Source organism: Spirillospora sp. CA-294931 (assembly GCF_050946795.1).
GTDB lineage: Bacteria > Actinomycetota > Actinomycetes > Streptosporangiales > Streptosporangiaceae > Spirillospora.
On record NZ_CP192006.1, the window covers coordinates 611,925 to 634,273 of the forward strand.

At 72.4% G+C, this 22,349-nt stretch carries 19 protein-coding genes; 15 read left to right on the plus strand and 4 right to left on the minus strand.

The annotated features are described in order from the left end of the window. Nucleotides 1-63 precede the first annotated feature (63 nt). The 5 genes from ACQPY4_RS02895 to ACQPY4_RS02915 all read left to right on the plus strand — a co-directional run bounded on the left by ACQPY4_RS02895 (nt 64) and on the right by ACQPY4_RS02915 (nt 3,641). Nucleotides 64-957: a glycerophosphodiester phosphodiesterase gene (locus ACQPY4_RS02895; RefSeq protein ID WP_433332091.1), complete on the plus strand. Its 894-nt coding sequence runs from the start codon at nt 64-66 to the stop codon at nt 955-957. 58 nt (nt 958-1,015) lie between these two features. Then, complete coding sequence (locus ACQPY4_RS02900; RefSeq protein WP_433332093.1) at nt 1,016-1,279, plus strand: hypothetical protein; 264 nt, start codon at nt 1,016-1,018, stop codon at nt 1,277-1,279. A 28-nt stretch (nt 1,280-1,307) separates the two neighbouring features. Continuing rightward, nucleotides 1,308-1,562, plus strand: coding sequence for an SH3-like domain-containing protein (locus ACQPY4_RS02905; protein ID WP_433332095.1), 255 nt, complete (start codon nt 1,308-1,310; stop codon nt 1,560-1,562). After that, nucleotides 1,549-2,148 (plus strand): nitrile hydratase subunit alpha, encoded by a 600-nt coding sequence (locus tag ACQPY4_RS02910; protein ID WP_433332097.1) that lies wholly within the window; start codon nt 1,549-1,551, stop codon nt 2,146-2,148. The genes ACQPY4_RS02905 and ACQPY4_RS02910 overlap by 14 nt, the downstream gene beginning before the upstream one ends. Before the next feature lie 89 nt (nt 2,149-2,237). Next, nucleotides 2,238-3,641 carry a sensor histidine kinase gene (locus ACQPY4_RS02915; protein ID WP_433332099.1) on the plus strand — a complete coding sequence of 468 codons (1,404 nt, stop codon included), beginning with the start codon at nt 2,238-2,240 and terminating at the stop codon, nt 3,639-3,641. 35 nt (nt 3,642-3,676) lie between these two features. Here ACQPY4_RS02915 and ACQPY4_RS02920 read toward each other — a convergent pair whose 3' ends face one another. Continuing rightward, entirely contained in the window at nt 3,677-5,344 is a 1,668-nt protein-coding gene (locus ACQPY4_RS02920) for a cyclic nucleotide-binding domain-containing protein (protein WP_433332101.1), read from the minus strand. 853 nt (nt 5,345-6,197) lie between these two features. On the opposite strand from ACQPY4_RS02920, the gene ACQPY4_RS02925 reads away from it, so the two are divergent. Next, nucleotides 6,198-6,992 carry a helix-turn-helix domain-containing protein gene (locus ACQPY4_RS02925; protein WP_433332103.1) on the plus strand — a complete coding sequence of 265 codons (795 nt, stop codon included), beginning with the start codon at nt 6,198-6,200 and terminating at the stop codon, nt 6,990-6,992. Between the two features lie 251 nt (nt 6,993-7,243). After that, nucleotides 7,244-7,456, plus strand: a complete 213-nt coding sequence (locus ACQPY4_RS02930; protein ID WP_433332105.1) for a DUF397 domain-containing protein — start codon at nt 7,244-7,246, stop codon at nt 7,454-7,456. An 89-nt stretch (nt 7,457-7,545) separates the two neighbouring features. On the opposite strand, the gene ACQPY4_RS02935 is transcribed toward ACQPY4_RS02930, so the two are convergent. Continuing rightward, nucleotides 7,546-9,651, minus strand: coding sequence for a thiamine pyrophosphate-dependent enzyme (locus ACQPY4_RS02935; protein WP_433332107.1), 2,106 nt, complete (start codon nt 9,649-9,651; stop codon nt 7,546-7,548). A gap of 132 nt (nt 9,652-9,783) precedes the next feature. On the opposite strand from ACQPY4_RS02935, the gene ACQPY4_RS02940 reads away from it, so the two are divergent. The 5 genes from ACQPY4_RS02940 (at nt 9,784) to ACQPY4_RS02960 (ending at nt 17,057) form a co-directional block, all read left to right on the plus strand. Beyond that, complete coding sequence (locus ACQPY4_RS02940; protein ID WP_433332109.1) at nt 9,784-11,328, plus strand: aldehyde dehydrogenase family protein; 1,545 nt, start codon at nt 9,784-9,786, stop codon at nt 11,326-11,328. Between the two features lie 11 nt (nt 11,329-11,339). Further along, nucleotides 11,340-12,482 (plus strand): NAD(P)/FAD-dependent oxidoreductase, encoded by a 1,143-nt coding sequence (locus tag ACQPY4_RS02945; protein WP_433332111.1) that lies wholly within the window; start codon nt 11,340-11,342, stop codon nt 12,480-12,482. Nucleotides 12,483-12,501: 19 nt separating this feature from the next. Continuing rightward, nucleotides 12,502-15,318 carry an FAD-binding and (Fe-S)-binding domain-containing protein gene (locus ACQPY4_RS02950; RefSeq protein ID WP_433332113.1) on the plus strand — a complete coding sequence of 939 codons (2,817 nt, stop codon included), beginning with the start codon at nt 12,502-12,504 and terminating at the stop codon, nt 15,316-15,318. After that, nucleotides 15,308-15,487, plus strand: coding sequence for a hypothetical protein (locus tag ACQPY4_RS02955; RefSeq protein ID WP_433332115.1), 180 nt, complete (start codon nt 15,308-15,310; stop codon nt 15,485-15,487). Before ACQPY4_RS02950 ends, ACQPY4_RS02955 begins: the two co-directional genes overlap by 11 nt. Nucleotides 15,488-15,608: 121 nt before the next feature. Further along, a complete protein-coding gene (locus ACQPY4_RS02960; protein WP_433332117.1) occupies nt 15,609-17,057 on the plus strand; it encodes an alpha/beta hydrolase in 1,449 nt (482 codons plus the stop codon). On the opposite strand, the gene ACQPY4_RS02965 is transcribed toward ACQPY4_RS02960, so the two are convergent. Both ACQPY4_RS02965 and ACQPY4_RS02970 read right to left on the minus strand, forming a co-directional pair. Then, the gene (locus ACQPY4_RS02965) at nt 17,041-18,114 is read right to left on the minus strand and encodes an XRE family transcriptional regulator (RefSeq protein ID WP_433332118.1); all 1,074 of its coding nucleotides are present in this window, start codon (nt 18,112-18,114) and stop codon (nt 17,041-17,043) included. The two genes, ACQPY4_RS02960 and ACQPY4_RS02965, sit on opposite strands and share 17 nt — an antisense overlap. Further along, nucleotides 18,114-18,791, minus strand: a complete 678-nt coding sequence (locus ACQPY4_RS02970) for a hypothetical protein (RefSeq protein ID WP_433332120.1) — start codon at nt 18,789-18,791, stop codon at nt 18,114-18,116. The genes ACQPY4_RS02965 and ACQPY4_RS02970 overlap by 1 nt, the downstream gene beginning before the upstream one ends. 702 nt (nt 18,792-19,493) lie before the next feature. On the opposite strand from ACQPY4_RS02970, the gene ACQPY4_RS02975 reads away from it, so the two are divergent. Genes ACQPY4_RS02975 through iolC form a run of 3 tightly spaced genes read left to right on the plus strand, consistent with a single transcriptional unit; the run spans nt 19,494 to nt 22,293 of the window. After that, nucleotides 19,494-20,489, plus strand: a complete 996-nt coding sequence (locus ACQPY4_RS02975) for a Gfo/Idh/MocA family protein (RefSeq protein WP_433332122.1) — start codon at nt 19,494-19,496, stop codon at nt 20,487-20,489. Next, the gene (locus tag ACQPY4_RS02980; RefSeq protein WP_433332124.1) at nt 20,486-21,352 is read left to right on the plus strand and encodes a TIM barrel protein; all 867 of its coding nucleotides are present in this window, start codon (nt 20,486-20,488) and stop codon (nt 21,350-21,352) included. The genes ACQPY4_RS02975 and ACQPY4_RS02980 overlap by 4 nt, the downstream gene beginning before the upstream one ends. After that, a complete protein-coding gene (iolC, locus tag ACQPY4_RS02985; RefSeq protein ID WP_433332126.1) occupies nt 21,349-22,293 on the plus strand; it encodes a 5-dehydro-2-deoxygluconokinase in 945 nt (314 codons plus the stop codon). Before ACQPY4_RS02980 ends, iolC begins: the two co-directional genes overlap by 4 nt. Nucleotides 22,294-22,349: the final 56 nt, after the last annotated feature.

The window sequence follows — 22,349 nt, forward strand, 5'->3', positions numbered from 1 at the left end:
ACGCGCGTGTCATCACCCGCGCCAACCGTGGGACGGGACACCACCGACCCCCGAGAGGTGCGCATGTTCCGCAGGCTCGGCATCCCCTGTGTCGCGGTCCTGGCCGCCGCGACCGTCCCCGGCCTCCCCGCCCTGGCCTCCACCAACGTCGGGGCGCCCACGGTCGCGGCCGCCCCGGTCGCCGTCGCCAAGCGTCCCAAGGTCACCAACGTGGCCCACCGGGGCGCGTCGGCCGACGCCCCCGAGAACACGCTGGCGGCGTTCCGGCTCGCCCGGACGCAGCGGGCCCACCAGTTCGAGCTGGACGTCCAGGAGACCAAGGACCGCAAGCTGGTCCTGATGCACGACACGACGCTCGCGCGGACCACGAACGTGGAGAAGGTCTTCCCCGGCCGGGCGCCGTGGAAGGTCTCCGCCTTCACGCTCGCGGAGATCCGCAGGCTGGACGCGGGCTCGTGGTTCGGCTCCAAGTACAAGGGCGAGCGCGTCCCGACGCTGGGCGAGTCGCTGCGGGCCATGCGCGGCAGCGGGCTGGGGCTGCTGCTGGAGGTCAAGGCGCCCGAGCTCTACCCGGGGATCGAGCGTCGCCTGGCCGCCGAGCTGAAGCGCCACCCGTTCTGGCTGGCCCCGGACCGCGACGAGCGGCGCCTGGTCGTCCAGTCGTTCAACTGGAGCTCCGCGCGCCGCTTCCACGCCGTGCTGCCGAAGGTGCCGATCGGCCTGCTCGGCACGCCCGAGTCCGCCGAGCTCCCCGGCCTGGCCAAATGGGCCGACCAGATCAACCCGCGCTACACCGAGGTGACCCCGTCGCTGGTCAGGCGGGTGCACGGGCTGAAGATGGAGATGTTCGTCTGGACGGTGGACGACCCCGCCGCGATGCGCCGCGTCATCCGGCTCAAGGTCGACGGCGTCATCACCAACAAGCCCGCGGTGCTCAACAGGGTTCTCGGTCGCTGAACCGTCCCGGCCCGCCGGTGGGGTTTCCCGGCGGGGCCGGGACGGCTACCGTCGGATCATGAGCAGGGTGCACGACATGGGCGGCCAGGAGGGCTTCGGGCCCGTGCCGGTCGTGCTGGGGGACGAACCGCCCTTCACGGCCGACTGGGAGGCCCGGGTCTTCGCCATGAGTTCGGCCCTGCGGACGGCGGGCCTGTTCAACGGGGACGAGTTCCGCGACGCCATCGAGAGCCTCCCGCCGGACGTCTATCTCCGGGCCTCCTACTACGAGCGCTGGATGCTGGCCATCGAGCGCCTGATGGAGGCGAAGGGCGTTGGCTGACCCCCCTCCCGGCACGGCGCGTCATTCCGTGGGCGATCGGGTGCGGGTGCGGCCGAGGGACCCCGAGCACCACACCCGGGCCCCGCGCTATGTGCGCGGGCAGGTGGGGGAGGTCGTCCGTGCCTACGCGCCGGAGGCGCTCCCGGACGACCGGGCCAGGGGGATCGACCCGCCCCGTATAGAGCCGGTCTACGCGGTGCGTTTCGCGGCCAAAGACTTGTGGGGGACGGGTGAGCACACCGTGGCCGTCGACCTCTGGGAGTCCTACGTTGAACCCGCCTGACGCCCACACCGACCTTCCCGTCGCGGCCCGCGTCCGGCGGCTGGAGGAGCGCGTGATCGCCGCCGGGCTGGCGACCGACGAGCAGCTCGACGCGATCCTCGCGACGTTCCTGGAGCGCGCCACCCCGCTGAACGGGGCCCGGCTGGTGGCCCGGGCCTGGACCGACCCGGCTTTCAGGGAACGGCTCCTGGACGACGGCAACGCGGCCGCCGCCGAGCTGGGGCTCGTTCCCGGCGACCCCGCGCGGCGGCACTTCACGCTCGTCGTCGTCGAGAACACCCCGCTGACCCACAACGTCATCGTGTGCACGCTGTGCTCCTGCTACCCGGTGGCGCTGCTGGGGCCGTCGCCGTCCTGGTACAAGAGCAACGCCTACCGGGCCCGGGTGGTCAGGGAGCCGCGCGCGGTCCTGGCCGAATTCGGGCTCACCCTGCCGGACGAAACCGACATAGCGGTCTGGGATTCCAGTTCGGAGACCCGCTACCTGGTCCTTCCCCGCCGTCCCGAAGGCACCGGCGAGGCGTCCGAGGACGCGCTGATCGGCCTGGTCACGCGGGAGGGACTGATCGGCACGGCCCCGGTGTGACGAGGTTTTGCCGTCTGCTGGTCGCGGGTTGGACGTTCCTGGACCGGCAGGCGGCCCGCCGGGTGATTACCTCGCCTGCGGGAGGTGGGGTGGCCAGGCGGAAGACATGGTCCATACGGGCGCGCACGACGCTCACGGCCGGCGCCATCGTGACGCTGATCTGTGCCGTGCTGACCACCCTGCTGATCGTCGGTGTGCACGGCAGGGCCGTCGACTACCAGGATCAGCGCGTCTCGACGGCGGCGCTGCGGGTCGTGCACGTGATCAAGCGGGAGCGGCTGACCACGACGCTGCCCGAGCAGGAGGGCACCGAGGTCCTTCAGGTGCTCGACCCGGCCGACCGCGTCATCGCCGCGACCCGCAACGTCGCGGGCGCCCCGCCGATCGCCTCGTTCAAGCCCACCGGCGACAACGTGGTGGCCACGCGGCGCCTGTGCCCGCCCCACGGGCTGGACGGCTGCATGAACGTGGCCTCGTTCCGGGTGTACCAGCGCGACGGCGACTGGACGGTCTACTCCGCCGACTACGTCGTCCCCTGGTACGTCAGCGCCGACCTGTGCCTGTTCCTGATCAGCTCGTCGCTCCTGCTGATCCTGCTCGCGGCGATCAGGACCTGGCGGACCGTCGACCAGACGCTTGCCCCCGTGGACGCGATCCGCTCGGAGCTGGCCGAGATCACGGTGACCGACCCTTCCCGGCGGGTGACCGTCCCGGACAACCGCGACGAGATCAGGCTGCTGGCCGAGACCGCCAACGCCACCCTCGACCGCCTCGGCCTGGCGCTGGAACGGCAGCGGAGGTTCACCTCCGACGCCTCCCACGACCTGCGCAGCCCCATCGCCGGCGCGCGGGCCCAACTGGAGGAGGCGCTGATGTTCCCCGACGAGGCCGACTGGCCCCGGACGGGCCGCAACGTCCTGGCCAGCCTCGACCGCCTCCAGGCCATCGTCACCGACCTGCTGGAGCTGGCGCGGCTGGACGCCGACGCGTGGAACGAGCGCGAGCGGGTCGACCTGGCCGCGCTGGTCACCATCGAGCTGACCCGCTCGGTGCGCGGCAAGGACCTGGCCACCGACCTGGGCGAGGGCGCCACGGTGCGCGGCGACCGGCTGCGGCTGGCGCGGCTCCTGACCAACCTGCTCGACAACGCCGAACGGCACGCCGCCGCCCGCGTCGAGGTCAGGGTGCGGGTCGAGGACGGCATGGCGGTGCTGGAGGTGGCCGACGACGGCGAGGGCATCGACCCCGCCGACCGCGAGGTCGTGTTCCAGCGCTTCGCCCGCCTCAAGGACGCCAAGGAGCGCGACGCCGACGGCACCGGGCTGGGCCTGCCCATCGCCCGCGAGATCGCCCGCGCCCACGGCGGCACCCTGACGCTGGAGGACAGCCCCAAGGGCGCGCTGTTCGTCCTGCGGATTCCCCTGGAGAGCGCGGCCCCTCGGAAGCCCGGCGCCAACAAAGAAATCCCGGGACGGCGTCCCGGGAGCGGGTGAGGTGAGCCGGGTGCGGGGAGCCCGGCCTCACACGCTTACACGGAGGTCGCGCTGGACAGGTGCATCCAGGCCGTGAGCTCGGCCTCCTTCACCGAGCAGGTCACGCGCTGGTAGCTGGCCGGGTTGACGTAGCCGGGACCGTGGGCGATCACCGACTCGTACACGAACGCGGAGGAGATGAATCCCAGGTCGGACTCGGTCTTGGCCATCCACTCCTTCAGGACGGGCGCCTCCAGGAGGCGGGCCGTCTGGATGATCGCCGAGCCTGACACGCCCTCGGGGTCGGGCATGACGGGGCCCACGTGCAGCGCCGCACGGAGCCTGACGCGCACGGCGTCGCTGGAGCGGTGGTTGTAGCGCCGCAGGCTCGCGGTGAGGCGGGCCAGCATCGGGTCGACGACCGACCAGGTCGGCATCTCGGGCGGGACGACGATCAGGGCGCCGTCGCCCCGGTCTTCGCGGTGACAGGCCGCCCACGGCACACCGGAGTACTCGAACGCGTCGTTGAGCAGCTCGTACATGGTGCGCCTGGCGACCAGCCGGTCGTCGTCGTTGCGGCTGGGAGATCCGAACCCGGTGATGTCGGTGAGCAGGATCGAGCACATCTGGCCCGCCCAGGCGGGCGTGCGGCGCACGGCGGTGCCGTCCCTGGGCTCCTCGGCGGGCCGGGCGACGGTGACCGGCCAGCGCTCTTCGGCGGGCCGGGGAACGGTCACCGGCCAGGGGTCTTCAACGGGCCGGGCGGCGGCGACCGGCCAGGGGTCTTCAACGGGCCGGGCGGCGGCGACCGGCCAGGGGTCTTCGGTGGGCCGGGCGGCGGCGACCGGCCAGGGGTCCTCAGTGGGCCGGGCAGCGACCGCCCAGGGGTCTTCGACGGGCCGGGCGGCGGTGACCGGCCAGGGGTCTTCGGTGGGCCGGGCAGCGACCGGCCAGGGGTCTTCGACGGGCCGGGCGGCGGTGGCCGGCCAGGGCTCCCCGTCGCGCGCGGCCGTCGACGGCCGCGCGGGTGCGGGGCCGGAGGGCGCGGGCGCCCAGCCCATGGGGGCCACGGGCGGGGTCTCGGGGACGTTCTCGGTGAGACGGTCGTACATCTGACGTTCGAGGACGGCCAGGACTCGGGGATGGTCGGACAGGAAGGCCGCGAACCGGCCCGTGGTCATGCGCATCAGGCGCAGGTCGTCGAGGGCCACGATGGTGGCCGATCGCAGCCGGAGCAGGAGGGCGGCGCGCTCTCCGATGAGGTCGCCGGGCCCCCGTGTGGCCAGGATGCGCTCGCGGCCGTGGCGCTCGACGCTGACGCGGACCCAGCCCGAGGTGATCACCAGCAGGTGGTCGGCGGGCTCGCCCTCGTGCCACAGGACGGTGCCGAGCGCGTAGGCGACGGGTTCGGCCGCGAGGGTGAAGGCATGGCGCTCCTCGTCGGTGAGCGAGCTCCAGAAACCCCGGGTCACGGCCGCCTCGGGAGCCGGACGGGCCTGCACCGGCACCGCGCCCGGCGGCAGGTCGGGCGGCTGGCCGGTTCCGGACGTCCCGACGGTCGCGGGGACGCTGCCCGGCGGGACGTAACCCGGGGGGACGGATCCTGACGCGACACGGCGAAGGTGCGTCCGGCCGCGGCCCTGCCGGTGGCGCGGGTCGTCGACGACGTGCGGCCGTGGGACGACCGCGTCGGGGTCGTGGCGGTCCTTGGGGCCTGCGATCACCGGGCTGCCCCCTTACTGGCGTGCCGTGGTACGGAATTGCGCTCGACGGTCTGTTCGTATTTCCGGTCTCTCCGCATGTAGGGAACCTCGTGTCTCAAAAACGCGTCCTCCGGCACAAAGGCCGAACGGGAGCCCGCCGCGTGTCAGGGGAAACTGTCGCGGCGGCCGGAAGTCGCTTTCACCTATAGCCTCGACCGCTTGATCGCGGTTAGACTGGGTGAGTCCGCCCGGGACGTTTCTGCTGGTCAGCGAGTCGCCTTGGCGATTTTCCAAGGCCACATCGGTGATCTGCCGATGGTCCCGTACGGGCCCGAAGGGGTCGCCCTCCCTTTCCCTTGATCATTCCTGGCTCGCGACCGGTGATCGGTGGGAAGCGGGGGCGGCTCTATTTTTTTGTGCGGGCGCGGCCTGTCGTCAAGGATCGTTCCGACCTCCGTTTCGACCCGGGGCCCCGTTTGCTGAGTCGGATGCCGGGGGCCCCACCCGGATCCTCACTCTAGGTCAAGATCGTATGTCTCGCAGGGTAGCGTAGCGTCTGGTTCCATGTCGACCTCTGCCACTCTGCTACATAGCACGTTACAACATGGTGGCACGTCATGCAGCACTCCGCCAGGCGAATTCCGCGCGACGAACAGGCATGTGACGGTCGACACCGTCTCCAAGCGCCCACCCCAGATCGGCCGCGTGTCGATCTGGTTGCATGTACCAAGCCAGGTCTCCGAATGCTAGGTTGCATGAGAGAACATGGCAGCAACTACATAGAGTGAGATAGATCATGACCAGTGACCAGGGTCCGGTGGTTCAGAGCGCGCTACTGAGAAGCGAGCTTCTGAGGCTCCGGAAAGAAAAGGGAATGACACAGGAGCAGGTCGCGCGCGCCCTGGAATGGTCTCCGTCCAAACTCATCCGTATCGAGGGCGGCAAGAACGCGATCACCAGGACCGACCTCCAGGCGCTCCTGGCGACCTATGACATGACTTCGGAGAGTCGCCAGGAGAAGTTGCAGGCGCTTGCCCGCGGCGCACGCGAACGCGCGTGGTGGAACGATTATCGGGGCGAGATCAATGACGCCACGCTCGCCTTCGTCGGTTACGCCGCGGGCGCGTCCTACATCCGGCACTTCCACGGCAGCGTCATCCCGGGCCTCGTCCAGACCCGGGAGTACGCGGAGGTGATGAGCACCGGCATCGTGTCGCCGACCCGGCAGGCGTTCACGGTGAAGCTGCGCATGCAGCGCCAGGAGGAGCTGGCCAAGCGGCAGAACAGGCCGCGCCAGCACTACATCCTCGACGAGGCCGCCATCCGGCGGCATGTCGGCATCAAGGTCGACCCGGTGATCATGCCGAACCAGCTCAACCACATCGCCGATCTCGCCGAGCGGGACGATCTGATCACGGTCCGCATCATTCCGTTCAGTGCCGGAGCGCATCTGGGCATCTACGGGCCTTTCACCGTCCTGGAGTTCGACGGAGACCTCGGGGACGCCCTGTACATGGAGGGCAGGCCCGGCACCACGGTGATGGTCACGGGCGACGACGAGAGCATCTCCGAGTACCGCACCCACTTCGAGTCCCTGCTGGACGTCGCGCTCTCGGCCGACAAATCGGTCGAGCTCATCCGGCAGGCCGCCGACGACCTCATGGCCTGACCTGGGCCGAGATGGCCTGAGAGGGAGGTGTCGCCGAGACACGCATCCAAACAACGCCGGGCCGGCTGCATATTGCAGGCTTCGATCTTGTGTTCCCGTGTAGGCGGAAGAACTAGAACCGTTTACACTCAGGAGCGGGAAATTTTCCACAAGGTCGTGGTTTGTTGTGCCCTGCTGAGTCTGGCTGGGTGGGTGTGCTTGTCCGATTGCGCGGCGAGACGGGCCCGCCAGTAATGGATGGAGGGTTCTCTATGGTCGATCGGACGATTCGGAGGACGGCGCTCGTTTGGCGCAAGAGCAGTACGAGCGCCGATGAGGGAGAATGCGTCGAGGTGGCGGTGAGTGAGCGGTCGGTGCTGGTCCGCGACTCGCGCGACCGCTCGGGCGACATTCTTGTTCTCAATTCCTCGCAGTGGCGGTCGCTTCTGCGGTTGATCGAGCGCGTGGACACGGCGGAATCCTGATGATGGTCACGCCGTCCCGTTGGGTCGCGTGACTCAAACCGCCCGGGAAAACCGGCCCCTTCCTCCGGTCTTTCCCGGGCGGCCCGCCGTCAATTGCCGAGGAGTTCGAGCGCGGCGCGCTCGATGGCGTCCTCGGAGAGAAGGACGTGCCGGGCCGCGTCCCCCAGTGGGATGAAGCTGTCCTCGGACGTGACGCGGGCGATCGCGCCCTCGAATCCGGCGTCGTTCAGCGCCGCCAGCACCCCTTCCGAAACACCTCCCGCGCGCCGGGTCTCGTCGGCGACGAGCACCCGTCCCGTGGCGCGTGCCTCCCGCAGGAGGTCGTCCACGGGGAGCGGGGCCAGCCAGCGCAGATCCAGCACGCGGCACCCGGCGGGCAGGCGCTCCGCCGCCCGCAGGCTCATGGGCACCCCGTTGCCGAAGCTGACGATGGTCAGATCGTCCCCCGAGCCGTGCGTTCGTGCCTTCCCCAGGGACGCGGTCTCCTCCGGGTAGGGCGCGAGCCACCGCTCGTCGTCCGGCTCGTACAGGTCCCGCTGGTGGTAGAGCGCGATGGGCTCCAGGAACACGCACACTCGCCCGTCCGCCCGCGCCGCGTCCACGCAGGTGCGGAGCATGGCGGCGGCGTCGTCCGGCCGCGACGGCGAGGCGATGACCAGGCCGGGGATGTCGCGCAGTGCGGCGACGGCGTTGTCGTTGTGGAAGTGGCCGCCGAAGCCCTTCTGGTAGGCGTAGCACGCGATCCGCACCACCATCGGGTTCCGGTACTGCCCGGACGAGAAGAACCCCAGCGTGGACGCCTCGCCGCGCAGCTGGTCGGCCGCGTTGTGCAGGTAGGCCAGGTACTGGATCTCCGGGACGGGCAGCAGCCCGGCGAGCCCGGCCCCGAGTGCCAGCCCCAGGATCGCCTGCTCGTCCAGGAGGGTGTCGAAGACCCGTCCCGCCCCGGCCGCCTTCAGCAGCCCGCGCGTCACCCCGTAGACCCCGCCCTTCCGCGCGACGTCCTCCCCGAAGACCAGCAGCTCGGGCACCTCGGCGAGCAGCTCCGTCAGGCATCGATTGACCGACTGCGCGAGCGTCAGCCGCTCACCCCCGGGAGACGGGAAACGCCGCGCCTGGACGCCGCCATGCGAAAGCAGAGGCGCCATGACCTCCTTGGCGGACGCCAATCGGGGCGCGCTGGCCACCTCGTCTGCCAGGGCCGTCACCTCCGCCTCCTTGGCCTTGTAGAGGTGCAGCAGCTCGTCCGGCGTTGCGAAGCCGGCGGCGACCAGCAGCCGGGCCGTGGCCAGGAGCGGGTCGGCGGCCTCGGCCGCGGCGATCTCCTCGGGCGTCCGGTACGCCGACTCGACGTCCGAGCCCGCGTGGCCCATCAGCCGCACCGTCCGCAGATGCAAGAAGGCCGGACGCCGCCGCTCGCGCACCCAGCGGGCCGCCCGGCGCGAGGTCTCCAGCGCGTCGGCCAGGTCGCACCCGTCGGCGGCGAAGTATTCGAGGCCGGGCCGCGAGCCGTAGGCCGCGCGGATCCAGCCCTCGGGCGTGCGGACGCTGATCCCGATCCCGTTGTCCTCGCACACCAGCAGCAGCGGCAGGGGGAGCCCCTGGTAGGCGGTGTGGACGGCCGCGTTGATCGCCCCGGCCGCCGTGGAGTGGTTCGCCGACGCGTCGCCGAACGAGCACACGGCCACCGCGTCCCGCGGCCACGGCGAGGCGGTGCCCAGCCGCGCCGCGCGCTCGATGCCGAACGCGACGCCGACCGCGCGCGGCAGATGGGAGGCGATCGTGGAGGTCTGCGGGATCACGTTGAGCGCCCGGCTGCCGAAGACCTTGTGCCGCCCGCCCGCGATCGGCTCCGCGGCCGCCGCGACCACGCCGAGCAGGACGTCCCGCAGCGCGTCCTGCCCCGGCACCTGCCGCGCGCGCTCCAGGAAGAACGCCCCCGACCTGTAGTGCGGCAGCGCCGGATCGCTCGGACGCAGGGCCGCCGCCACCGCCGCGTTCCCCTCGTGGCCCGCCGAGCCGATCGTGTAGAAGCCGCGTCCCCGGGCCTGGAGGCGCCGGGCCGCGAGGTCGAGGTGGCGGCTGCCGAGCTGGGAGTCGAAGAGCTCCAGGCACCGCTCGCGGGTGAGCCCGGGTGGCGGAACGGGCTCGGACGGCACCCGCAGCGCCGCCACGGTCTCCGGGAAAGTCGACATGATCCCGAGCATCCGGCCCGGACGTCCGTCCGCCAACCCTCCGGCCGTCAGGAAAATTTCAATGTCGCGCCGAGGCGATCATTTGCTTCCGGATCTTGGCGGGAAGGGGGTCGGCGACGCAGTCTGGGAGGCATGTCGATTTCCTCGATCATCGCCGGTTCCCGGGTCGGGCCCTCGGGGCGCGGCTACCGGTCCGTTTCCCCCGTCCGCACCGACGACGTCGTGGCCGAGGTCGCGCTGGGCGACGCGGCGCTGTTCACCGACGCCTGCAAAGCGGCGCGGCTGGCCCAGGAGACCTGGCGGGACGTGCCGCCGCCGGTCAGAGGACAGGCCATCGCGGCGGCCGGGCGCCTGGTGGAGGCCAACAAGGAGCGGCTCGCCGGGATCGTCACCCGGGAGGTCGGCAAGCCGTTCGGCGAGGCGCTCGGCGAGGTCCAGGAGATCGCCGACACCTGCGCGTTCTTCCTGGGGGAGGGGCGGCGGCTCTACGGGCAGACGGTGCCGTCCGAGATGCCCGACAAGCAGCTGTTCACCTTCCGCGAGCCGGTGGGCGTGGCCGCGGTGATCACCGCGGGGAACTTCCCGGTGGCGGTGCCGTCCTGGTACATCGTGCCCGCGCTGCTGTGCGGCAACGCGGTGGTGTGGAAGCCCGCCGAGTACGCCTCGCGGTGCGCCGAGGCGTTCTACGAGCTGTTCGCGCACGCGGGGCTGCCGGACGGCGTGCTCAACGTTGTCTTCGCCGACGGCGAGGAGACGTTCGGCGGCCTGGAACGGGCGCTGGGCGAGGGGCTGGTCGACAAGGTCGGCTTCACGGGGTCGACCGAGGTCGGCGTCCGGATCGGCGAGCTGTGCGGGCGGCACCTCCAGACGCCGTGCCTGGAGCTGGGCGGCAAGAACCCGATGGTGGTCACCGAGGACGCCGAGCTGGAGCTCGCGGTCGAGGGCGCGCTGTTCTCCGGGTTCGGGACGGCCGGGCAGCGGTGCACCTCGCTCGGGACTGCCATCGTGCACGAGTCGCTGCATGACAAGTTCGTCCGGCGCCTGGACGCGCTGACCCGCGCCGCGCTGGTCGGGGACCCTTCGGGGGACGTGCTGTTCGGGCCGCTGATCGACGAGAGGTTCGCCGCCGGGTTCGAGAAGCATCTCGGCTGGATCTCCCCCGATCGGCACCGCGTGTACGGGTCGACGGCCGTCGGGAGGATCACGCCGTCCCGGCCCCGCGACGGGTTCACCGGCGACGCCGAGGCGGGCCTGTACTACCACCCGGTGATCGTGGACGGCGTCGGCCCCGACGACGAGCTGTTCCTGAACGAGACCTTCGGCCCGATCATCGGGATCACCACCTACCGGACGCTCGACGAGGCGATCGCGCTGGCCAACGCTCCCGGGTACGGCTTGTCGGCGGCGATCTACACCACCGACCCGGAGAAGGCGTTCCGGTTCCGGCGGGGCGTCCGCGCGGGGATGGTCAGCGTCAACAACTCCACGTCGGGGGCCGAGGCGCACCTGCCGTTCGGCGGCAACGGGCGCTCGGGCAACGGCAGCCGCCAGTCGGGCATGTGGGTGCTCGACCAGTTCACCCGCTGGCAGTCGATGAACTGGGACTACTCGGGCCGCCTGCAGAAGGCGCAGATGGACGTCCTGGAGATCGACGCCGATCTCGGCTTCCGGCTCTGAGGAGGGCGGCCGTGGACCTTCCCGCGCGGGCCGGTGTGGTGGTCGTCGGCGGCGGTGTCATCGGGACGAGCATCGCCTTCCACCTGGCCGAGGCGGGCGTGCGGGACGTGGTGCTCGTCGAGCGGTCCGCGCTGGGGTCGGGCTCGACGTGCAAGGCCGCGGGCGGGGTGCGGGCGCAGTTCTCCGACGAGATCAACATCCGGCTCGGCGCTCGGGGCCTGGAGGCGTTCGCCCGGTTCGGCGAGCGTCCCGGGCAGGAGATCGACCTGCACCGGGTCGGGTACCTGTTCCTGCTGTCGCGGCCCGAGGACGTCGCGGCGTTCGAGCGGGGCATCGCGCTGCAGAACGCGCTCGGCGTCCCCAGCCGGATGATCACGGTGGCGGAGGCGCGGCGGCTGTCGCCGCTGATCGAGACCGAGGGGCTGCTGGCGGCGGCGTTCTCCCCGGACGACGGGCACTGCACCCCCGAGTCGGTCGTGCTCGGCTACGCGACCGGCGCCCGCCGCCACGGCGCCCGTCTGGTGACCGGCTGCGCGCTGCTCGGCATCGAGACGCGCGGCGGCGAGATCAGGGCCGTCCGCACCTCGCGCGGGCGGATCGAGACCCCGGCGGTGGTGTGCGCGGCCGGGGCCTGGTCGGCCGCCGTGGGGGAGATGGCCGGGGTGAGCCTGCCGGTGACGCCGCTGCGGCGGCAGATCGTCTTCACCGAGCCGATGCCGGACCTGCCGCGTCCGGTCCCGATGACGATCGACTTCTCCTCCACGCTCTACTTCCACGCCGAGGGCCGGGGGCTGATGATCGGGATGTCCGATCCGGACGAGCGTCCCGGTTTCCTGCTGGACCGCACGGACGCGTGGCTGCCCCGGCTCGGCGAGGCGATGGCCGCTCGTGCCCCGTCGCTGCTCGAGGTGGGGCTGACGTCCGGGTGGGCGGGCCTGTACGAGGTGACCCCCGACCACAACGCCCTCATCGGCGAGTCCGAGAGCCCGGGCCGTTTCCTGTACGCGACGGGGTTCTCCGGGCACGGGTTCCTCCAGGGCCCGGCCGTCGGCGAGATCATCCGTGACCTGTACCTGGGCCGGGAACCGTTCGTGGACGTGGCGCCGCTCAGCGCCACGCGCGGCATGGAGCGCCCCGAGCGCAATGTGGTCTGACCGCAACTAGTGTTGGAGCATGCGGGCTTTGGACCGGGCCTTGCCCGGGGTCTTCCGGACGGACCCGACCACGCGGACGGCCTACTCCTCCGACGCGTCGCTCTTCCGGCGGGTCCCGGTCGCCGTGGCCGAACCCCGCACCGCCGCCGACCTGCCCCGCATCCTGGAGATCGCCGCCGCCGAGGGGCTGACGGTCACCGCGCGCGGCGGCGGGACGTCGATCGCGGGCAACTCCATCGGCCCCGGCATCGTCATCGACACCTCCCGCCATCTCGACCGGATCCTCTCCGTCGACCCCGGCACCCGCACCGCCGTGGTCGAGCCGGGCGTCGTCCTGGACGACCTGCGCGCCGCGGCGGGACGCCACGGGCTGACGTTCGGGCCCGACCCGTCCAGCCACTCGCGCTGCACCCTCGGCGGGATGATCGGCAACAACGCCTGCGGATCGCACAGCGTGGCCTGGGGCATCACGGCCGCCAACGTCGAGTCGCTGCGGCTGCTCCTGCCGGACGGCCGGGAGCTGACCGCCGGGCGCGGCGGCAGCGGCGACGCCCTGATCGACGCCGAGCTGACCCGGCTGCGCGACGACCACCTCGCGCCCCTGCGCACCGAGCTCGGCCGGTTCAGCCGCCAGGTCGCGGGCTACGGGCTGCACCATCTGCTGCCCGAGAACGGCTTCGACGTCGCCAAGGCCCTGGTGGGCAGCGAGGGCACCCTCGGCCTGGTGACCGAGGCGACCGTCCGGCTGGTGCCGGTCCCGGCCGTCCGGGCGCTGGCCGTGCTCGGGCTGCCCGACGTCTACCTGGCCGCCGAGGTCGCGCCGTTCGCGGCCCGCGCCGGGGCGCTGACCGTGGAGGGCATGGCCGCCGACCTGCTCGCCGCGCTGCGCGCCCAGCCGGGACGCGGGACGGCGGGCGCCGAACTGCCTCCCGGGGGCGGCTGGCTCTACTGCGAGGTCGGCGGCGACACCCTCGACGAGGCCCGCGAGGCGGCGCACGCGCTGGTCGCGGCCGTCCGCGAACGGGTGCCCGAGACGACCTCGGTCGTGGTCGACGACCCGGGGCGCATGCGCGCGCTGTGGTGGATCAGGGAGGCGGGCTCGGGCATCGTCACCCGGCTCCTGGACGGCGGCGAGGCATGGCCGGGCTGGGAGGACTCGGCCGTCCCCCCGGAGCGGCTCGGCGGCTATCTGCGCGAGCTTTACGGGCTCATGCGCGAGCACGGGCTGCGCGGCGTCCCGTATGGGCACTTCGGCGAGGGCTGCCTGCACCTCAGGCTCGACTTCGACCTCGGCGACCGGCACGGCGTCGGCGCGTACCGGGCGTTCATGGGCGCCGCCGCCGAGCTCGTCGTCGCGCACGGCGGGACGGTCTCCGGCGAGCACGGCGACGGCCGCGCGCGCTCGGAACTGCTCCCCACGATGTACTCGCCGGAGCTGCTGCGCGCGTTCTCGGCGTTCAAGGGCGTTTTCGACCCCGAAGGGCTCCTCAACCCGGGTGTCATCACCGACCCCGCGCCGCTGGACGCCGACCTGCGCCCCGGCCCGGGACGGGACGCGCTCACGATCGTCCCCGTCCACGCCCTCACCCGCGACAAGGGGTCGTTCGCCGCGGCCGTGCACCGCTGCGTCGGCGTCGGCGCCTGCCGCAACCTCGACACGGGCGCGATGTGCCCCTCGTTCAAGGTGACCCGGGACGAGGTGCACTCCACCCGGGGACGGGCCCGCGTGCTGGCCGAGATGCTGCGCGGCGAGACGCTGCCGGACGGGTGGCGCTCCACCGAGGTCCGCGACGCCCTCGACCTGTGCCTGTCGTGCAAGGCGTGCGCCCACGAGTGCCCGGTCAACGTCGACATGGCCACCTACAAGGCGGAGTTCCTGCACCGCCACTACGCGCGGCGCGTGCGTCCCATGGCGCACTACTCCATGGGCTGGCTGCCCGTGTGGTCGCACCTGGTGACGTCCGTGCGGGGCGGCGCCCGGGCCGCGAACGCGGCGCTGGCCCGGCGCCCGGTCGCCGCCGCCGTCAAGCGGCTCGGCGGCATCGAACCGCGCCGCGACATGATCCGGTTCGCCGGGCGGACGCTGACCGCGTGGTTCCGCGCCCGCCCCGCCGGGGACCGCGACGGCCGTCCCCGCGTCGTGCTGTGGCCCGACACCTTCACCAACCTGCACGCCCCGGAGGTCGGACGCGCCGCCGTCGAAGTCATGGAGGCCCTCGGCTACCGGGTGCTGATCCCGCCCGGCCGTGTCTGCTGCGGCCTCACCTGGCACTCGACCGGCCAGCTCGGCGTCGCCAAGCGCGCGCTGCGCCGGACCCTCGACGTCCTCGGGCCCGCCCTCGACTCCGGCCTCCCGATCGTGGGGCTCGAACCGTCCTGCACGGTGATGCTCCGCGAGGAGGCGCCCGAGCTGCTGCCGGACGACCCGCGCGCCGCCCGCCTGGCCGCCGCGACGATCACCCTGGCCGACCTGGTCGCCCGCCACGAGGGCGACTGGCCGTTCGGGACGCTCGACGCCGCGGCCGTCGCCCAGGTGCACTGCCACCAGGAGGCCAAGGGCTCCTACACGTCCGACCTGGCCGTCCTCGAACGGCTCGGGGTGAGCGCCGACGTCGTCGGCGCGGGCTGCTGCGGGCTCGCGGGCGACTTCGGCTTCGCCGAGGGCCACTGGGAGGTCTCCCAGGGCTGCGCCGAGCGCGAGCTCTACCCCAAGGTCAGGGCGGCCGCCGACGGCGAGCTGATCCTCGCCGACGGCTTCTCCTGCCGGACACAGGTAGCCCAGGGCACCGACCGCCACGCCCTCCACCTGGCCGAGGTTCTCCGCGGTGTTCTTTGAAATCCTGGCCCACTTCGCTCGCCTGGCGGCTCGCTACGTGACCACGATTTTGCGATTGCTGCATCGCTTCGCGATCTCGCCGGGAAGCTTTCGCCTTCGGCTTGCTTCCCGCTCATTAACGCAATCGCGCGCGGGGCTGGGGCCGGTGCGGGCCCTGAACGAACCCTGAGGTGACCCTGGCCGGGCCCTGAGATCCCGGTTCCACGGGCTTTCGCGCGCCTAACGTGATCAAGCATCGGACGGCGGCGTGCTGGGCGGACGTCGCCGCCTCCCCAGCGAAAGGACCGTTCATGCTGCCTTCCGGCAGACGTTTCATCGGTATGGCCGTGGCCGCGGCCGTCGCCGTCCCCCTCCTGGCCGCGCCGCCGGCCGCCGCCTCGCCGTCCGGCCTGGCCTGGGAGAGCTGCGACAACGGGGCGCAGTGCGCGAAGCTGCGCCTGCCCGTCGACTGGTCCCGTCCCGGCGGACCGACCTTCGAGCTGTCGGTCGCCCGCCGCGCGGCCACCGGCGACCGCGTCGGCACCCTGGTGTTCGGCCCCGGCGGGCCGGGAGACTCCGGCGTCGACCGGATTCTGGAGACCGACGGCCGCTGGAGCAAGGAACTGCACGAGCGCTTCGACATCGTCAGCTTCGACCCCCGGGGAGTCAGGCGCAGCGAGCCCGTCACCTGCTCCACCGCGATGCTCGGCCGGCGGCCCTCGCCGCTGCTCAAGAGCCAGGCCGACTTCGACGCGACCGTCGCCTACAACCGCCGCCTCGACCAGGACTGCGGCGCCCGCTCCAACGGGATGGTCGGCAACGCCCACACCCTGGCCATGGTCAAGGACCTGGAGGCGCTGCGCGCGGCCCTCGGCGAAGAGAAGATCTCCTACCACGGCAGTTCATACGGGACGCTGCTGGGCGAGCAGTACGCCGAGGCATACCCGCACCGCATCCGTGCCATGGTGCTGGAGAGCGTCGTCGACCACAGCAAGCCGGGCGCGCGGGCCTTCCTCACCGGCCAGGCGGCCACCGCCCAGGACTCCTTCGAGCAGTTCGTGAAGTGGTGCGAGCAGACGAGCTCATGCGGGGCCGACGTCCGGTCGGTGTGGCGCGGCCTGATCGCGCGCGCCGAGCGGGGCCAGCTCGCGGACCCGTCCGACCCCCGTAAGGCCCTTGCCCCCGAGAACCTGGTGGAGGTCGCCTTCAGAAGGTTCTACGCCCCCGACTGGGCCGAGCTGGCGTCCACCATCGCCAAGCTGGACGCGAGCAAGCCCCCGTCGCCCGACGCGCCCGCGCCCCCGGCGCCGAAGCCGCCCCCGCCGACCCGTGAGGACCCGTTCGCGGCCGTCTTCTGCGCCGACTGGAGCGTCCCCGTCCGCGACTACCCCGAGTACGCGCGGCACCTCCGCCGCATCAAGAGGATCGCCCCCGACATGCCCTACACGCGCCCGCTGCGCGGCGTCGCGGCCTGCCTGGGATCGACCCGGCCCGTCGCCAACCCGCAGCACCGCCTCAGGGTCGGCGAGGTTCCGCCGATCCTGCTGACCAACGCGCTGCACGACCCCGCCAGCAGCTATCGCTGGGCCACCGAGGTCGAGCGGCAACTCGGCCGCAAGGGCGTCCTGCTCACCTACGCGGGCTCGGGCCACGGCACCTACCGGCGTCCCTGCGTGCAGCGGCACATCGACCGCTACCTGACCACCGTGAAGACCCCGCCGCGCGGCAGTGTTTGCCAGGCGGTCAGCGGGACGGGATGAGCAGGTCGAGGTCGGCGCGGGTGACCTGGGCGCGTTCGGCGAGGCGGTCGCGGTCGACGCCGGAGGCGCGGGCCAGTTCCAGGGCGCGGGTGAGCATGGACGGGCGTTCGAGGGAGCGGGCCGCGCCTGGTTCCTGGCGGCGCCAGCCCCGGGTGCTCATCGTGCTCATGGCGCCCCGGTAGGTGCTCTCCTTCATGACGCCGAGCGTGCGAGCGCGGTAGAGGAGCGCGGCCATGCTGACGCCCCAGGCCGTCTTCAGCTCGGCCAGCCGGGCCCAGTCGGCGGTGGCGGGCAGCTGCGCGGCGATGTCGGCCTCGGGCATGAGGAACTCGGCCGCGAAGCGGTGCGCCTGGTCTTCGACGACCTTGCTGCCGGGCTCGGCGTCGGCGTGCATGACCAGGTGGCCCAGCTCGTGGGCGCCGTCGAACCGGTTGCGCCAGTAGTCGCCCTTGGCCGGGTTGAACAGCACCAGCGGGTGCGGGTGGGCGCCGATGCTGAAGGCGTCCACCCGCTCGGTGGACGGCGGCAGCACCAGCACGACGACGCCGCTCTTCTCCAGCAGGCGCACCAGATGGGGGATCGGGCCCGGCTCGCCGGCCAGGGTCTTGCGGGCCAGCCGCGCGGCCTCGACCGGGCCGGGGCCCGCGACCTCGTCCGGCGGGACGGGGTGCTCGGGCAGCTCGGCCGGGGGGAGTGCGACCAGGTCTTTGAGAGCGGTCACGATGTCGGCGGCGAGACGTCCGTAGGCCAGGGCCTGGTCGCGCTCGACCTGCGTGGTGGAGCGCAGCGAGCGGAAGTGGGCGGTGTCGGGCGGCACCGGGCTGCGTCCCGCGTGGAAGAACTCGACCGGGACGCCCAGCGCGATCGACAGCCGCGACAGGGTGCGCTCCGACGGGCGGTGCACCCCGGCCTCGTACTGCCCGATCGCGGTCGGGGTGGTGCCGACGGACTGGGCCAGCTGGTTCTTGCGCAACCCGCGCAACCGGCGGGCCAGGGTGAGCCGCTCGCAGTCGAACAGCAGCCGTGCGTCGGTGACTCTGGTTGTGCGCTCGTTCACTACGCCGTTTCGATGCTCGTGGGCCGGAGGAGCCGCACCGGGACGTCGGCTTCGTCGTCGTTCCAGAGCGGCAGGGTGGGCTCGACGAGCTTACGGCGTGGATCGGGTCCGAGCGCGGCGGTCGTGAGGGGCTCGATCCAGTACCAGGCGGGGCCGCCGTCGGCGTTGTGGCGGGGTCGCCCCAGGAAGAGCTCTCGCTCCAGCGGCTCCTGGGTGGCGCTGTGCGCGAGCACGAGCGTGACCACCCCGGGCGTGTCGCGCGGGACGCCGGGCAGGTCGAGCGCGAGCTGGGCGTCGTCGCGGAACGGCTGGCGGGCGACGGCCTGCTTGGTGGCGCTGCCGCGGTCCCAGCGGATGGAGCGCACCGAGCCGAACTCGTGCCGCTTGAGCAGGACGCGGAAGCGGCCGCAGCGCCAGCCGGGCGAGCCGTTCAGGTCGTCGCGGACGACGGGCCCCGCCGGGCGGGGCCCGTCACCGAGACCGAAGACGCGGTCGAGCTGTGACTCCAGCACGTCGTAGGCCGTGTAGCCGAACGACCGCTCCTTGAAGCCCGCCGACCGGTCGAGGCCGTCGAAGACCGTGAGCGTGGCCTTCTCGTGCGCCTCGTCGAGGCCGTGCAGGAAGCCCACGGGCCGGAGCGCGTCCCATGCTTCGCGAGCTTCCCGACGATCCGCCATGTTCCGGACTATAGACATCGGCTACGACATTCGCGTGAAACTGAAGTCAGCCTCGGACGCGTTCGCGGATCCAGGCTCCGGCGGGCTTGAGCCGGGCGGTTCCCGCCCAGGGGCCGTTGGGTCAGGTCCCCGGCTTGAAGGCGGCCTGGCCGGTGGCGGCCAGCAGGCCGGTGGTGATCGCGAGAGTGCCGATGCGGGTCGTCCAGTGGGGCGTCATCGATCCTCCAGGGGGTCGGGACCGGAAAGGTCGGACCTCCAGCTGGGAGGGGCGGGTGGCGTTCGAGACGTCGAAAATCCCCATCCGCCGGATCGAATTCCTGGAAGGCGGCTCCCACCTGTGCGGACGTCGCCAGTGACGGCGGATGTGAGTAAGGATTCTTTACTAATGAGGTTCGGAGGTGTCCTGGGTTGGTCGGACCGGCTCGGGTGGTGAGCGCGTGTGGGGTGGACGGCAGCGGGTCCGTCCAGTGGTTGGCCGGAGGCGGCCGGGGCGACGTACGGGACAGGGCTCCGGCCTGGTGGGTTCGGCCTTTTCCGACCGGGCACAAGATCTTTTGTGGCCCGCCGGGAGGTTCATCCGGGCGCCATTGACACCCTTCCGGGGCCGTGGTGAGACTTGGGACACCCTCCGGGCCGCCGCGGTGTCGAGCGCCGCGAGAGGCCGGGCCCGGGGCGGGCGGCAACCCTCAGTGGAGGAGATTCATGAGAATCGGACTCGCGGGTGCAGGGCGGATTGGAGCGTTCCATGCGGCGACCCTCGACGGGCTGCCGTCGGTGGAGGTGATCGTGGCCGACGTCCGGCCGGAGGGGGCGCGCGCTCTGGCCGCGCGCCTGGGGTCGGTGCGTCCGGCCGAGACCGTCGACGATCTCTTCGCCTCGGATCTGGACGGTCTCGTCGTCGCGGCGGCCACCGGGGCGCACGCCGGGCTGGTGACCCGCGCGGTGGACGCCGGGCTGCCGGTGTTCTGCGAGAAACCGCTGGCGAGCGATATTGATGGAACGTTCCAAATCATGACCGCGGCCCGGCGGGCGGGCGTTCCCGTCCAGGTCGGCTTCCAGCGGCGGTTCGACTCCGGCCACCTGGCCGCGCGCGACGCGGTCGCGTCCGGGCGGCTCGGCTGGATCCACACGCTCAACTCCGCAACCCTCGACCCCGCCCCGCCGCCACGCGAGTACATCGCCAGGTCGGGCGGGCTGTTCCGCGACTGTGTCATCCACGACGTGGACGCGATCCGCTTCGTGACCGGACGCGAGATCGTCCGCGTCAACGCGACCGGCGCCAACAAGGGCGACGCCTACTTCCGCGAGTCCGGCGACGTCGACACCGCCGCGGCCGTGCTGACTCTCGACGACGACACGCTCGCCCTTGTCTCGGCCACCCGGTACAACGGCGCCGGTTACGACGTCCGGCTGGAAGTCCACGGCTCCAAGGACAGCATCGTCGCCGGGCAGGACGCGCGCACGCCCCTGACCGCCGTCCCCGCACACGACGGGCCCGCCGTCCCGTATGGCGGGTTCATGGAGCGCTTCGCCGCGGCCTACACCGCCGAGCTCAGCGCGTTCAGCCGTCTCGTGGAGGGCCGTGCCGAGAGCGCCTGCACCCCCGAGGAGGCCCTGGAGGCCTTCTACGTCGTGGAGGCGTGCGAGATCTCGCGGCGCGAGGGACGCGCCGTGGAGCTGGCCGAGGTCCGCCGGTGAGGCGGGCCGGAGCGGCGCCGATCTCGTGGGGCGTCTGCGAGGTGCCCGGGTGGGGGCACCAGCTCCCGCCCGCCCGAGTGCTGGCGGAGATGCGCGAGCTGGGCGTGACCGCGACCGAGTTCGGCCCCGACGGCTTCCTGCCGCCCGAAGCACCCGACCGCTCGGCCCTGCTGGCCTCGTACGGCCTGGAGCCCATCGGGGGCTTCGTCCCCGTCGTCCTGCACGACCCCGGCCACGACCCGCTCCCGGTGATCGACCGGGCGCTGGACGCGTTCGGCCCCGGCACCGTCCTGGTGCTGGCCGCCGTGACCGGGCTCGACGGCTACGACGAACGTCCCGACCTGGACGCCAAGGGCCGCGACGCCCTGCGCGCCAACCTCGCCGCGGCGGGCGAGCGGGCCGCCGGGCGCGGCAACCTCGCCGTCCTGCACCCCCATGTCGGCACCATGGTCGAGCGCGAGGACGAGGTCGCGTGGGTGCTGGAGCACACCGGCGTCCCGCTCTGCCTCGACACCGGCCATCTGCTGATCGGCGGCACCGACCCGGCGCGCCTGGCGCGCGAGGCGCCCGGACGGATCGCGCACGTCCACCTCAAGGACGTCGACGCGTCCCTGGCACGACGCGTACGCGACGGCGAACTCGCCTACACCCAGGCCGTGCGCGACGGGATCTACCGTCCCCTCGGCCAGGGCGACATCGACCTCGAAGGGATCGTCCGCGCGCTGGAACGAGCCGGCTACGAGGGGTGGTACGTCCTGGAACAGGACACGATCCTTGAGGAGGGCGCCGCGCACACCCGCCCCGCCGAGGACGTGCGCGCGAGCCTGGCCTTCCTGCGCGACCTGACCGAGGAGGCCCGATGACCGGGCACGACCTCATCACCATGGGACGCGTGAGCGTCGACCTCTATCCACTCCAGGTCGGGACTCGTCTGGAGGACGTCGAGACCTTCGGCAAGTACCTCGGGGGCAGCCCCACCAACGTCGCCGTCGCCGCCGCCCGATACGGCCACCGCACGGCGGTGGTGACCCGGACGGGCGACGACCCGTTCGGCCGTTTCATCCACCGGGCGCTCGCCGAATACGGGGTCGACGACCGGTTCGTGAGGGCCGTCCCGGGCCTGCCCACGCCGCTGGCCTTCTGCGAGATCTTCCCGCCGGACGACTTCCCGCTGTACTTCTACCGTTCCCCCACGGCCCCCGACATGCGGATCCGCCCGGACGAGCTCGACGAGGACGCGATCGCGGCGTCCCGGATCTTCTGGGCGACCGTGACCGGCCTGTCGGACGAGCCGAGCCGCGCGGCCACGCTTGCGGCGCTGGAGGCGCGGCGGGGCGGCACGACCGTCCTGGACCTGGACTGGCGCCCGATGTTCTGGGCCGAGCCGGGCGAGGCGAGGGGCTGGGTGCGCAAGGCGCTCGCCCACGCGACGGTCGCGGTCGGGAACCTGGACGAGTGCGAGATCGCCGTCGGCGAGCGCGACCCCAGGGCCGCGGCCCGCGCCCTGCTCGACCACGGCGTCGCGCTGGCCATCGTCAAACAGGGCCCCCGGGGAACCCTGGCGGCGACCCGCGACGAACTCGTCGAGGTGCCGCCCACGCCAGTGGAGACCGTCAACGGCCTGGGCGCGGGCGACGCCTTCGGCGGCGCCGTCTGCCACGGCCTCCTGAACGCCTGGCCCCTGGCACGAACGATCGCCTTCGCCGGCGCGGCGGGCGCGATCGTCGCCTCCCGCATCGCCTGCTCGGCCGCCATGCCGACCGAATCCGAAGTCGAGGCGCTGCTGGAGGCCCACGCGACATGAGCGCGAACGCACGGGTCGAAGGGGCGGACGGACGGGGCGGGCGGAGGGGGCCGGGA

What these genes read in the sequence shown, in the direction of transcription:
- ACQPY4_RS02895 (WP_433332091.1), top strand. Translation starts at nt 64, where the DNA reads ATGTTCCGCAGGCTCGGCATCCCCTGTGTCGCGGTCCTGGCCGCCGCG.
- ACQPY4_RS02900 (WP_433332093.1), top strand. Translation starts at nt 1,016, where the DNA reads ATGAGCAGGGTGCACGACATGGGCGGCCAGGAGGGCTTCGGGCCCGTG.
- ACQPY4_RS02925 (WP_433332103.1), top strand. Translation starts at nt 6,198, where the DNA reads ATGACACAGGAGCAGGTCGCGCGCGCCCTGGAATGGTCTCCGTCCAAA.
- ACQPY4_RS02930 (WP_433332105.1), top strand. Translation starts at nt 7,244, where the DNA reads ATGGTCGATCGGACGATTCGGAGGACGGCGCTCGTTTGGCGCAAGAGC.
- ACQPY4_RS02935 (WP_433332107.1), bottom strand. Translation starts at nt 9,651, where the DNA reads ATGTCGACTTTCCCGGAGACCGTGGCGGCGCTGCGGGTGCCGTCCGAG.
- ACQPY4_RS02940 (WP_433332109.1), top strand. Translation starts at nt 9,784, where the DNA reads ATGTCGATTTCCTCGATCATCGCCGGTTCCCGGGTCGGGCCCTCGGGG.
- ACQPY4_RS02950 (WP_433332113.1), top strand. Translation starts at nt 12,502, where the DNA reads ATGCGGGCTTTGGACCGGGCCTTGCCCGGGGTCTTCCGGACGGACCCG.
- ACQPY4_RS02960 (WP_433332117.1), top strand. Translation starts at nt 15,609, where the DNA reads ATGCTGCCTTCCGGCAGACGTTTCATCGGTATGGCCGTGGCCGCGGCC.
- ACQPY4_RS02970 (WP_433332120.1), bottom strand. Translation starts at nt 18,791, where the DNA reads ATGGCGGATCGTCGGGAAGCTCGCGAAGCATGGGACGCGCTCCGGCCC.
- ACQPY4_RS02975 (WP_433332122.1), top strand. Translation starts at nt 19,494, where the DNA reads ATGAGAATCGGACTCGCGGGTGCAGGGCGGATTGGAGCGTTCCATGCG.
- iolC (WP_433332126.1), top strand. Translation starts at nt 21,349, where the DNA reads ATGACCGGGCACGACCTCATCACCATGGGACGCGTGAGCGTCGACCTC.